The sequence below is a fragment of the Dyella sp. 05T440 genome, from assembly GCF_056395965.1.
In genome coordinates, this window is sequence record NZ_JBFTKN010000003.1 from 68806 (window position 1) to 81642 (window position 12837).

The window sequence follows — 12837 nt, forward strand, 5'->3', positions numbered from 1 at the left end:
CAAAAAAAGGCCGGGCCCGAGGGCCCGGCTAGGGAAACGCAACATCGGATGACTTGAGCCAAACCCGCACCGCGCCTTGCCGTCCTCGGCACGGCGGCGTCGAACTAGAACTCCTGGCTCAGCCGTATGCCGATCGTGCGCGGCGGCGTCATGACGGTATAGACCTGGCCATTGGGGTACGCCGGCACCACGTCGTGGGCGGCGCAGACGGCCTCCGCGCATTCGGTGTAGCGGTACAGCTGCCCCCGTTTGTCGAACATGTTGTTGATGTAGATATCCAGCGACAGACCGTGCTTCTTGATGCCGGCGGTAAAGTCCACCGTCGTGTACGCAGGCAGATTGCCCACCAGGCCTCGTTCCAGGATGCGCAGATCCGAGGTGCGCTCGCCCACGTGCACCACAGCTCCCTGCACGAAGGCCTCCATGCCGGCAACGTCGAAGGCATAACGCGCAATCAAATTGCCCTTGAACTTCGGCGTCACCGGCAACTGCGTGCCCTTGGGAGCCTGCGGCCCGGTCACTGTGTCACCCGTGAGCGGATTGACGGTACCCGCGGGGCAGTAGGTGATCGGCGTGCCGCTGGTGTCGGTGAAGCCGCAGTAGTTTTCCGTCAACTTGGCGTTGTACAGGGCGATGCCCATGCCGATGGTGAGGTTATAGGTGGCCGCCCAGTTCAGGTCAGACTCCAGGCCATCGATCTGGGCCTGGCCTGCGTTCTTGATTTCGGTCAGACCGTTGGCGCCCAGGATGCTGAACTGGAAGTCCTTCCACTTTTCGCGGAACACCGCGCCGTTGAACGACAGACGGTTGTCGAACCAGGTCGTCTTCCAGCCCAATTCGTAGTTCGTCAGATAGTCCGACTTGTACGGCGGCAGGCTGCCTCGGCGATTGATGCCGCCGGGACGGAAGCCTTCCGACCAGGTGCCGTAAATCATCTGCTCGGGCGTGATCTGCCAGGTCAGGTTGGCCTTGCCGAGCGAGCCCGATTCGTTGGTGCTCTTGAAGAAGTCCGAACAAGGTGCGCCGTGATAGGGCTCCTGCGTCACGCAGCCGGCTTCACCGTAGCTCGATGAGGGTGAGTAGCCGGAACTGAAGCCGTAGAAGCCTTGCAGGCTGTTGTCCGTCTTGAAGTAGCGGCCACCGATCGTGCCGGTCAAGGTCTCCGGGATGAAGTCGTAGGACAGCTCGCCGAACACCGCCTTGTCGCGGTCATTGCGTTGCTGCTCGGTCAGCCACAGCGTATTGGGCCAGCCCGGCACCGCCAGCGAATCGGCCAGGCCATTGATCATGTAGGCCTGTTCGATGTCGTGCACCTGCTTTTCCCAGAACAGGCCGCCCACCACGCGCAGGCGGTCTTCCTTGGGCGAGGCGATGCGCAGCTCGTGGCTGTTCATCGTGTAGTGATCCTTGCCCTGGATGAACTGCGACGGATTGATCAGCTTGCCGCTGTTGTCGTAGATGTAGGCGCCATAGCCGGCCAGGGTGTCGTACCAGAACGAGTAGTCACTGTAGTCGCTGTACTCTTCCTGGTTGCGCTTGAGGCGGCCATAGGCATAGGTCAGGTCGAAGTTGCCGATCTTGCCTTCCACCGTCAACGCCGCCTGTATCCAGCGGTCATTGGTCTTTTCGGGATAGAAGTGCGTGAGCGCCAGGCTGCCGACCTGCGGATCGGAGGCCACGTTGCCGTTGGCGATCGTCTGCTGCCCCATCAGCGTCGGGCTGATCGACCACTCGTCGTTGAGGTTGATCTTCAACGCCGCACGCGCGCCGCTGGTGTCGACGTCGTTGTAGTTCTTCTTGGCAGCGCCGGTACAGACCAGCTCCGGCGTCGAGCAGCCCTTGGCATTGCTGACGGTGATGCCGGACGTGGGAAACGTGCGCTCGCCAACGACGTTGTCGATGTAGCCCGCATCGTGCTCGTGCCAGCCCACCAGGCGGATCGCCGTGCTCGGCGACAGCGGGATGTTGACCATGCCGTCGGCCTCGTAGCCGATGCCGCCATGATCGACCGAGTCCATGCCGACGCTGTAGCTGGCGGCAAAGGCACTCGGGTCGGGCTTGTTGGTGATGATGCGCAACGCACCCGCTTCCGCGCTGGCACCGTAAAGCGTGCCCTGCGGACCCGACAGCGATTCGACGCGCGCGATATCGTACATATGGATATCGAGCGGCCCCTGGATCGTGGTGACCGGCTGTTCGTCGAGATAGACGCCCACGCTTGGCAAGGAGCCGGAGTGGTTGCCGTCGCCGCCGCTGGCCACGCCACGCATATAGATCAGCGCAAAACCCGGTCCGAAGGTTTGATACGAAACGCTGGGCAGGTACTTCACATAGTCGTCGAAACTCTTGACGTGCAGTTCCTGCAGCTGCTCTCCGCCCAGCACGTCGATGCTGATGGGTACCTTCTGCAGATTTTCCTCGCGCTTCTGAGCGGTCACCGTCACCGTGCCCAGCGTCTTGGGCTTGGCTGGAGCGGCGGGCGCCGCGGCGGGACTCTGGTTCGGGTTTTGATTCTGCTGGCTGTTGTCTTGCGCAAACACGGATGGCGCTACGGCAAGGCAGATCGCCGCGGCAAGCGGCAACCGGGCTAGTCGCACCCTCTCTGTTCGTATTGGCTGTCTCGGCCTGACCCTATGCATCGACTTACCCTCCCCGGTAGTGACGACGATCTACTTGCTATAGGACTCCCCATGCCGGCGGCTCGGGATAACACCCGAGCACCGGTCCCAACGCCTGTTCCAGCGGTTCCAGCCAGGGGGCGTAATGCCGCCAGTGATCCACGCCTTCGCGGTAGATCGGCCGACGCACCTGCTCCGAACTGGCCGTACGCACCGGCCGCTCGTTCTGGAAGAAGCGCAGACACGATTCCTCGAACGGCAGGCCACAATGGTCGAGCAGACGCCGAACCTCCCCTTCGGTGTCCTCGACCATGTGTTCATAGATGACGCGATGGATGCGCCCGGGCAGCACCCGGTCGAAATGCGACATCAGCGCCACGTAGTCGCGGTAGTAGCGACCCAGGTCCTCAAGGCTGTAGCTGAAGCTCTGTCCGCGCGCAAAGTGCTGTTTGAAGCCCGAGAAACAACAGGCCAGGGGATGCCGGCGCGCATCGATGATCTTCGCATTCGGCAGCATCAGGTGGATCAGGCCGATATGCATGAAGTTGTTGGGCATCTTGTCGATGAACAACGGCGCCGACGTCTTGCGCTGGATGCGCGTGTGTTCGAGATAGCGTTCGCCCAGTTCGTGCAGCGCGTTCGCGTCGAGCGCAGCCAGCGTTTCGTGGTACGGCATTTCACTGGCGGCGTGCGCCTGCTCGCGCAGGCTGCGGGTGATCGAGGTGACTTCCGGCAGCTCCATGGTGCCCTCCACCATGCTGTGGCTGGACAGGATCTGCTCGATCAGGGTGGAGCCGGCGCGCGGAAGGCCAACGATGAAGATCGGATCGCCGGACGCATGGCCGCAGCCGGCGCGCGCGGCAAAGAACTCGCTGGTGTAGCGTTCGCGGATGTGCTCGACGCGCGCTGCGGTTTCATCGGCGCGGTAGTTGAGCTGTGCGTGCCGTATTGCGTTGCCTTGCGCGTAATGACTGAACGATGCCTCGTACTCGCCGCCGTCTTCCAGCGCCTTGCCGATGGCAAATTCCAGGTGCAGGCGATCGTCTTCGCCAAGGTCGGCGCGAGCCAGCTGCCGGCGCATGACGGTAAGGTCGTCAGCGCTGAAGCGGAAGGTCTTGAGGTTGGCCAGGCTCCACCAGATTTCGCCAAACGAAGGTTGCAGCGCCACGCCGCGACGATAGGCTTCGATGGCGCGCGCGGTGTGCCCTGCCGTCTTCAGAGCATGGCCGTAGCTCATCCACACGCTGGGATGACGCGGATCGCGCGCCACCAGGTCGCCATAGATGCCGATGGCCGGCTCGTAATCGCCGATGCGGCACAGCACCGCCGCCTTGAGGTTGAGGTGGCCGAGGTTGTTCGGTTCAACAGCGAGAAGCTGTTCGACTTCCGCCAGCGCGCGCTCCGGCTGGTTGCCCCGATGCAGGACCAGCGCGTAGTTCTGGCGCGCCGCATGGAAACTGGGCGCCAGTTCCAGGCAACGCGCGAGCAGATGCTGCGCGTCTTCGAGCCGCCCCAGGCGCGCGGCGACTTCCGCGAGCATGCGGATCGCTGCCACATCGGTCGGCGCCTGTTTCAGATGTTCGCGCAACAGCGCCTCGGCATCCGGTATGCGGTTTTCAACCAGGGCGGTGGCGGCCGACAGCAAGCGCGGATCGCGCGTCGAGCAGCGTACGTGCTGGGCGTAAGCCGCATCGGCCTGCGCGTGCTCGCCAGCGGCCATCAGGACATCGCCCAGCGCACGCCACGCTTGCGGCAGCTCGGGCTTCAACACCGTCGCCAGGCGCAGCGCCGTCATGGCCTCCTGTCCCTGCCCGCTACGGCCCAGGGCAATGCCCAGGTCGAGCTGCGCGTACGCCCAGTTGGGCTGCGTGCGCACCAGCTCCTGAAGCACGTCGATGGCGCCCTGCATGTCGCCTTGCGCCGCGCGCGCCCCTGCGAGCAGGCGCATGGCCACCGGCTGGTTCTCGACGACTTTGAGGATTTCGGTCGCCTGCTCGGCGGCCATCGACGGGTGGCTCTCCAGCAGGCGCGCAGCGTGCGCCAGCGCCTGCTCCAGGGTGCCGCTGGCGTCGCGCGCCGTCATCGTGCGCGCGTCCAGGGCAGCATGGACAGGGTGATGGCGGTCGGCATAAGGCGGCAGACGCTTCTCATAGGTCCTTGAGCAACCGATAGTTGAACTCTAACGACTGAGTGTAGGAATTGACCAGAATGCGTTCGTCCTGTCCGTGCGAGCGGTCATCGTCCACGTCATAAGGCAAGCCGTTGAACACATACGACGGCATGCCCGCTGCGCGCAGAAATACACTATCGGAAGCGCCGGCCGACATCATCGGCGACACCGGCACCGTACCCCACAGCGATTTCGCCACGCTTGCGATCTGCGCAAACAACGCCGCGTCCACCGGACTGGGCGGACTGGGCTGAGGTGCTGCGACGCGGCTGATGTCGATGCCGTTATCTGCCACGGCATTTTTAAGCATGACGTCGACCTGGTCCGGATCCTCGTCCGGCAGCAGGCGACAGTTGATGGTGGCGCGGGCCATCTGCGGCAACGCGTTCTCCGCATGGCCGCCTTGCAGCAAGGTGGGCACGCAGGTGCTGCGTAGCTGTGCGTTGTTATAAGGCGAGGACGCCGCAAGCCGGATCAGCGCCGCCGGATCGGAGGGCTGCTTGCCGACCGCCCGCATATCGGCGGCGGTCTTGCCCGAGTAGAAGCTCGCCAGTTCGCTGTAATAGCCACGCGTGGCGGAGTTGGTGCGCAACGGAAACTGCAGCGACGAAAGGCGGTCCAGCCCTTTGGCGAGCCGATAGATCGCATTGTCGGAGGTCGGCAGCGAGCTATGGCCACCGGGATTGCGTACGGTAAGCGTGTAGCTGAGGAAGACCTTCTCGGCCGTCTCGACCGAAAGCACCGCTGGCTTGCCGCCGCGGATCTCCGGGCCTGCGCCATCGACATTGATCGAATAGGCCGAACGGATCAGCTCCGGCCGATGGGCCAGCAGCCACTGCACGCCATTGGATACGCCATCCTCTTCGCCAGCGGTCAGCGCGAGGATGTAGTCGCCCTTGGGCTTGTAGCCTTCGCGGTGCAGGCGCAGCAAGGCGGTGACCAACCCTGCCCCGCCGCCTTTGATGTCCATCGTCCCGCGACCGTAGAAATAACCGTCGCGCTCGGTCAGTGCGAAAGGGTCGACGTGCCAGTCTTCGCGTCGTGCTTCGACCACGTCGAGATGGGCGAGCAGCAGGACCGGCTCGCGCTCGCCGCGGCCATGCAGGCGCACCACCAGATTGCGTCGCTTGGGATCGTCACCCACTACCTGCACATCCGCCGGTGCAAATCCCGCGGCGATGAAGCGCTTGGCCAGGCGATCTGCCGCCACCGTGGTGCTGCCGTGCTCGGAGGTGGTGTCGGTAGTGATCAGCTCGTTGAGCAGCTCTCGGCCCAAAGCGTTCTGCGCGTCGACTGCGATATCGCCCGCCCTGCCCATTGCAGGCAAGCTGAGTGCTGCGAACAGTATGCTGGTCAAAACACGATTCATGCCCGCTCCATCGCGAGGGCCAAGCCCTGGCCCACGCCCACGCAAAGACTGACCAGTGCACGGCGCTGGCCGTGGCGACGCAAGGCAAGCGCAGCGCTCATCGCCAGGCGCGCACCGCTGGCTCCTAGCGGATGGCCCAGCGAGATGGCGCCGCCGTTCGCATTGAGCTGTGCCGCATCGTCAGGCAGGCCGAGTGCACGCGCACATGCCAGCACCTGCGCCGCGAACGCTTCATTGATCTCGATGCGATCGAAGTCGGACAAGGCCAGGCCGGAACGCGCAAGCAGCTTGTTGATCGCCGGCACCGGACCCATGCCCATCACGCGCGGCTCCACGCCGGCCGACGCCATGCCGGTGATGCGCGCGAGCGGATCGAGGCCGTACTTGCGCACGGCTTGTTCGGAGGCGAGCAGAACGGCCGCGGCGCCATCGTTGAGACCGGAAGCATTGCCGGCCGTGATGCTGGTGCCCGTGCCAAGCAAGGGCTTGAGCGCGGCCAGCTGTTCGCAGGTCGAGCCGGGGCGCGGTTGCTCGTCGGCATCGACGGTGACGGCCTGCTTGCCGGATGCCGTTTCGACCGCGGTGATTTCTTCGGCGAGCCAACCCTGCTGCCGCGCCTGTTCCGCGCGCTGCTGGCTGCGCCACGCGTAGGCATCCTGGTCGGCGCGATCGATACCATGTTCGCGCGCGAGGTTCTCCGCCGTCTGCGTCATGGAATCGACGCCGTAGCTTTCCCGCATGCGTGGATTGACCAGACGCCAGCCCAGCGTGGTGTCTTCGAGTTGCTGGTCGCGGGCCAATGCGCCCTGGGCCTTGGCCATCACGTAGGGCGCGCGCGACATGCTTTCCACGCCACCGGCGATGACAAGCTCGGCCTCACCGCCGGCAATCGCCCTTGCAGCCTGGCCGATCGCTTCCAGTCCCGATGCACACAGGCGGTTCACCGTGACGGCGGGCACGCTTGCGGGCAGTCCGCTCAACAGCGAGGCCATGCGCGCGACGTTGCGGTTGTCCTCGCCCGATTGATTGGCGCAGCCCAGGATCACTTCGTCCACTGCCGCCCAATCCAGTCTGGCGTGACGCGCCATCAAGGCCGCGATGGGCAAGGCCGCCAGGTCGTCGGCACGCACGCTGGACAACGCGCCGCCATGCCGTCCAAACGGCGTGCGGGTCGCGTCGACCAGAAAAGCGCTATGCATAGGCCCTCGTCAAGGCCATATGCGGTTGCCAGTTGCCGCGCTGGATGGCGTATTCGACCGAGCGCTGGGCATCCTGCAAGGCGGGCAGGATCATTTTCACCGCACGCGCGGGCGTGTTGTCGCTATAGGGCATGCCCACGTTCAGCGCGGCCACCACGCGGCCGTCGGCAGCGTGAATTGGCACGGCGATCGAACACAGGCCCAGCTCCAGCTCGCGTGCCACGATCGAATAACCCTGTTCGCGTACGCGCTTTATCTCGGCCTTGAGCGCCGTCATGGTGTGCAAGGTATAGGGCGTGATCGCCTGGAACTTCTGCTCGCGCATCCAGACCGTCAGCTCGGCGTCTGGCAGGTCGGCCAGTACGACACGCCCCAGCGAGGTGGCGTAAGCCGGCAAGCGCGCGCCGACACCCAGCGCGACGCTCATCACGCGCCGCACCGGCACACGCAGCACATAGACGATGTCGCTGCCATCGAGCACGGCCAGCGAACAGGATTCGCCTACCCGCTCCGACAGCAAGGCCAGCGTTTCTTGCGCCAGCTCGGTCAGGTCCAGCGATGACAGGTAGCTGTAGCCCAGCTCCAGCACACGGGGCAACAAAAAGAAGCTGCGGCCACGACTGCCCACATAGCCCAGATGCTGCAGCGTCAACAGCAGGCGGCGCGCTACTGCGCGCGACAAACCGGCGCGTTCGGCCACCTGGGAAAGACTGGGACTGGCCATGTCGTGACTGAAGGCGCGCAGCACTTGCAGGCCGCGGGCCAGCGATTGCACGTAGTCAGCACTGTCCTCGAACGGTTCCGATGCCATAGGTCGCAAGTGTCCATTGACAGGTCGAGCGTAGAAGGATTCCAATGAGTTCGCAATACGAATTTACGTTCGGTAATCGAACAAGCGATATCCGGGGGAGAGGCTTGGCAAGCGAACACGACAGCGTCCTGCACAGCTGGTGCGTGCAGTCACAATGGCAGGCGCCGACCGTGGTTGGCGGCAGCGGCGCGCACCTGGTGCTGGCCGACGGCCGCCGCATTCTCGACATGAGCAGCCTGGCCGAGTGCAGCAACCTGGGCCATCAACATCCCGCCGTCGTCGAGGCGATCCGTCGACAAGCCGAGCAGCTGTGCTTCGTCACTTCGGCCTGGGGCGCGCAGCCGCGTGCAGAACTGGCTGAGGCGATCGTGGAAAAGGCCGGCTTCGAAGGCGGCCGCGTGTTCTTCACCCTGGCCGGCGCGGACGCCAACGAGAACGCGGTGAAATTCGCGCGCCAGGCAAGCGGCAAATCGTACGGCGTGATCGTGACGCGCGATCGCTCCTATCACGGCGCCAGCTATGCCTGCATGGCGTTGTCCGGCGATGCACGCACGCGGGCCCAGGTTGATCCCGCCTCCTTCGGTGTGCTGCATGTGCCGCCGCCATATGCCTATCACGGCGCATTCGGCAGCTACGATGCGCCGACCTGCGGTGAGCTGGCCGTGCAAGCTGTGGCGGCAGCCATCGACGATCTCGATGCAACGAATGTAGCCGCCGTGATGATGGAGCCCAACGCGGGCACCAATGGCATCGTCGCTCCCGACAATTACTGGCCCGGCTTACGCGCGGCGACCCAGGCGCGCCAGGTGGCCTTGATCGCCGATGAAGTCATGAGCGGCTTTGGCCGCTGCGGCGAATGGTTTGCCTGGCAGCGCTACGGCGATGAGGGCAAGCCGGACCTGATGACCCTGGCCAAGGGCCTGACCGGCGCGCACTTGCCGCTGGGCGCCGTGGTGCTGTCGGCAGAAATGGCAGCGCGCCTCGAACATCAGATGCTCTATACCGGGCTGACCTATTGCGGTCACCCGCTGTCGTGCGCGGCAGGCCTTGCGGCCTTGCGCGCCTACGAGCAGGAGAACCTGATCGAACGCTCGCGCACGCTGGGCCTGCGCATGTTCAACGAGCTGCAGGCCATGCAATCGCGCCACGCCGTCATCGGCGATGTGCGTGGCGGCCACGGCCTGTTCGCGGTGATCGAGCTGGTGGCTGACCGGGCGACCCGCGAACCGTTGTCGCCCTGGCCGAAAACACCGGATGCACTCCATGCGCTGGTCGATGCAGCGATGAGCGAGGGCGCGTCGTTCGCCTGCCGCGGCAACCTGATCCTGCTGGCGCCGCCCCTGGTGATCGCCGAGCAGGACCTGGCTGATGCACTGGCCCTGCTCGATCGGCTGCTGACGCGCTTTTTTCCTTCGGCACTCTAGAGGAAACACCCATGAGCTTCCGCCTCACCTACGCGACCATGTACAACCCGCCGGAGGCGATGCACGAGCGCTTCGAGGCAGCCATGACACGCGTCGAGGCGAAGGCCGGTGCGCGCCACCCACTGTTCATCGACGGCGCCGACTGCGACGCCGCCCACTATGTGGAACGCCACGCGCCGTTCGATCACACGCTGCGACTGGGCTCCTTCGCCCTGGCCGACGCCTCCGATGCTCATGCCGCCATGTCTGCAGCACGCGCTGCGTACCCGGCGTGGCGCGCCACGCCCGTGGCCGAGCGCGCGAGGCTGATCCGCCGCGTGGGCGAGATCATGGAGGAGCGCGTCTATGACATCGCGGCCGCACTTACCCTCGAAGTGGGCAAGAACCGCATGGAGGCGCTGGGCGAGGCGCAGGAAACGGTCGACTTCTTCCGTCACTCCGCCGACGATTTCGAAAGCCATGCCGGTTACACGAATGTGCTGCCCGATGATCCGATGGATGGCGTGGCGTCGCACAACGCCAGTGTGATGCGGCCGTACGGCGTATGGGTGGTGATTGCGCCGTTCAATTTTCCGCTCGCCCTGGCAGGTGGCCCCGCGGCCGCTGCACTGGTGACCGGCAACACGGTGGTGCTCAAGGGCGCCAGTGATACGCCATGGGCCGGACGCCTGCTGGCCGACTGCATTCGCGACGCGGGGCTGCCGCCCGGTGTCTTCAACTATCTCTCCGGTGCAGGGCGCGAAGTGGGCGAGGCGCTGGTGCGCCATCCGCATACGGCGGGCATCACCTTCACCGGTTCGGTACCCGTGGGCCGGCAGCTGATGCAGCAGATGACGGGCGGCGACTATCCGCGCCCTTGCATCGCCGAGATGGGCGGCAAGAACCCGTGCATCGTTACCGAGCATGCCGACCTGGATCGTGCCGCTTCCGGCATCGTGCGCTCGGCCTTTGGCATGGGCGGCCAGAAGTGTTCGGCGTTGTCGCGGCTGTACGTTCATGAGCAAGTTGCCGATGCCCTGATCGAACGCATGCGGGCGCAGATTGACGCAATCCGCGTCGGCGATCCGCGCCGGCGCGAGCACTGGCTGGGACCGGTCGTCAATGCGGCGGCCTATGCGAACTACCGCCAATACGCCGACGCGCTGCGCAGCGGTGGCGCCCGCCTGATCAGTGGCGGCGCGCAGCTGGGCGAAGGTCATGCCGCCGAGCCGGCGCTGGCCCAGGGTTACTACGTCGAACCCCTGCTCGCCGAGGCGCCGCTGTCCCATCCGCTGTGGCAGCAGGAGATGTTCGTACCCATCCTGATGCTGCACCGTTATCAGGACCGCGAGGAGGCCATGCGCCTGGCCAACGACTCGCCCATGGGCCTTACCGCAGGCTTCTTCGGCAGCGAGGATGAAGTGCCATGGTTCCACGACCACATCGAAGCGGGCGTGACGTATGCCAATCGCCCGCAGGGCGCCACCACCGGCGCGTGGCCGGGCTACCAACCGTTTGGCGGGTGGAAGGGCTCGGGTTCCACCGGCAAGGCGATCGCCTCGTTCTATTACCTCGCGCAATACCTGCGCGAGCAATCGCGCACGGTGGTGGAGTAAGACCATGCATCTCTCGCTTGCCGATGCGATCGAGAACTGTGTCGCCGACGGCGCCAGCATCGCGCTCGAAGGCTTTACTCATCTGATCCCGTTTGCGGCGGGCCACGAGATCATCCGCCAGCGCCGGCGCGATCTGCACCTGATCCGCATGACGCCCGACCTGGTCTACGACCAGATGATCGGCATGGGCTGCGCGCGCAAGCTCACCTTTTCCTGGGGAGGCAATCCGGGCGTGGGTTCGCTGCATCGCCTGCGCGACGCCGTGGAACACCAGTGGCCCAATGCGCTTGAACTGGACGAACACAGCCATGCGGGCATGGCCACGGCGTTCTGCGCCGGCGCCTCGCGGCTGCCGTTCGGCGTGCTGCGCGGCTATGTCGGCACCGACCTGCCCGCGCGCAATCCGAATATCCGCCACGTCACCTGTCCGTTCACCGGCGAGTCGCTGGCCGCCGTTCCCGCCATCAATCCCGACGTGACCATCCTGCACGCGCAGCGCGCGGACCGCGAAGGCAATGTCGCCATCGAAGGCATCGTCGGCGCCGCGCGAGAAGCTGCGCTGGCAGCGCAGACGCTGATCGTCACCGTCGAGGAAATCGTCGAGGAACTGCCGCCGGCGATGAATGCGATCGTGCTTCCGCACTGGATCGTCAGCGCGGTGGTGCACTGCCCCGGTGGCGCGTATCCGTCGTATGCGCAAGGCCACTACACGCGAGACAACGCGTTCTATCAGCGCTGGGACGCGATTGCGCGTGAACGCGACAGTTTCAGGTCCTGGATGAACGTCAACGTGATCGGCGCCCATGATCATCGGTCGTTCCTCGCCGGTTTGCAGCAGGCGGCATCATGAGTGATTGCACCCGCGACGAGTGGATGACCATCGCCGCATCGCGCCTGCTGACCAACCACGCCGTTTGTTTCGTTGGCATCGGACTGCCCAGCGCAGCCTGCAACCTGGCGCGACTGACGCATGCACCCGGGATCGTGCTGATCTACGAGTCGGGCACCATCGGCACCCGGCCCGATGTGCTGCCCCTGTCGATCGGTGACGGCGAATTGGCCGAAACCGCCGCTTGCGTGATCTCGCTCCCCGAAGTCTTCAGCTACTACCTGCAGGCGGGACGCGTCGACGTAGGGTTTCTTGGCGCCGCGCAGATCGATCGCCACGGCAACCTCAACAGCACCGTGATCGGCCCGTATGACGCACCGACAACGCGCCTGCCCGGCGCCGGCGGCGCGCCTGAAATCGCGCTGCACGCCAAGCAGGTGTTCGTGATGGCAAAGGCCTCCACGCGCAGCTTCGTCGAGCAGCTCGACTTTCGCACCAGCGCCGGCTATCTCGACGGCCATGGCGCGCGGGCACGCGCAGGAGCGATGGGCGGCGGCCCGCGTGCAGTGATTACCGACATCGGCATGCTCGCGCCGCACCCCGAGTCCGAAGAACTGCAGCTGGTGGCGCTGTACGCCGGCACGAGCGTCGACGAAGCGCGCGCCGCGATCGGCTGGCCGCTGCGGATCGCCGAACAGCTGGACACGATTGCCGCTCCCAGCGCACACGAACTCAACACCTTGCGCGCACTCAACGCACGCACCCTCGAGGCGCACGCGCGCCCTGTCCATATTCCGCTGCCCGCTGAAGGATTGCCGTGAC

General features: G+C 65.2%; 9 protein-coding genes. 4 read left to right on the forward strand and 5 right to left on the reverse strand.

The window, feature by feature from the left end; genetic code table 11:
• Positions 1 to 104 precede the first annotated feature (104 nt).
• From AC1DE1_RS04685 to AC1DE1_RS04705, 5 genes are all read right to left on the reverse strand, one after another.
• Positions 105 to 2639 carry a TonB-dependent receptor gene (locus AC1DE1_RS04685; protein WP_477175513.1) on the reverse strand — a complete coding sequence of 845 codons (2535 nt, stop codon included), beginning with the start codon at positions 2637 to 2639 and terminating at the stop codon, positions 105 to 107.
• Between the two features lie 37 nt (positions 2640 to 2676).
• On the reverse strand, positions 2677 to 4701 hold the full coding sequence (locus tag AC1DE1_RS04690; RefSeq protein WP_477175514.1) for a tetratricopeptide repeat-containing sulfotransferase family protein: 2025 nt from the start codon (positions 4699 to 4701) through the stop codon (positions 2677 to 2679).
• A 64-nt stretch (positions 4702 to 4765) separates the two neighbouring features.
• Positions 4766 to 6157, reverse strand: coding sequence for a M20/M25/M40 family metallo-hydrolase (locus AC1DE1_RS04695; RefSeq protein WP_477175515.1), 1392 nt, complete (start codon positions 6155 to 6157; stop codon positions 4766 to 4768).
• A complete protein-coding gene (gene pcaF, locus AC1DE1_RS04700; protein WP_477175516.1) occupies positions 6154 to 7356 on the reverse strand; it encodes a 3-oxoadipyl-CoA thiolase in 1203 nt (400 codons plus the stop codon). Before pcaF ends, AC1DE1_RS04695 begins: the two co-directional genes overlap by 4 nt.
• A complete protein-coding gene (locus AC1DE1_RS04705) occupies positions 7349 to 8167 on the reverse strand; it encodes an IclR family transcriptional regulator domain-containing protein (RefSeq protein ID WP_477175517.1) in 819 nt (272 codons plus the stop codon). The genes pcaF and AC1DE1_RS04705 overlap by 8 nt, the downstream gene beginning before the upstream one ends.
• A 104-nt stretch (positions 8168 to 8271) precedes the next feature.
• Here AC1DE1_RS04705 and AC1DE1_RS04710 point away from each other — a divergent pair, with 104 nt between their 5' ends.
• The 4 genes from AC1DE1_RS04710 to AC1DE1_RS04725 are packed head-to-tail and all read left to right on the forward strand — an operon-like array spanning position 8272 to position 12836.
• Positions 8272 to 9591 carry an aminotransferase family protein gene (locus AC1DE1_RS04710; protein WP_477175518.1) on the forward strand — a complete coding sequence of 440 codons (1320 nt, stop codon included), beginning with the start codon at positions 8272 to 8274 and terminating at the stop codon, positions 9589 to 9591.
• A gap of 11 nt (positions 9592 to 9602) precedes the next feature.
• Positions 9603 to 11186, forward strand: coding sequence for an aldehyde dehydrogenase family protein (locus AC1DE1_RS04715; RefSeq protein ID WP_477178928.1), 1584 nt, complete (start codon positions 9603 to 9605; stop codon positions 11184 to 11186).
• Positions 11187 to 11190: 4 nt separating this feature from the next.
• Positions 11191 to 12036, forward strand: a complete 846-nt coding sequence (locus tag AC1DE1_RS04720; RefSeq protein WP_441602165.1) for a CoA transferase subunit A — start codon at positions 11191 to 11193, stop codon at positions 12034 to 12036.
• Positions 12033 to 12836: a CoA-transferase subunit beta gene (locus tag AC1DE1_RS04725; RefSeq protein ID WP_477175520.1), complete on the forward strand. Its 804-nt coding sequence runs from the start codon at positions 12033 to 12035 to the stop codon at positions 12834 to 12836. The genes AC1DE1_RS04720 and AC1DE1_RS04725 overlap by 4 nt, the downstream gene beginning before the upstream one ends.
• The last annotated feature ends 1 nt before the right edge of the window (position 12837 follow it).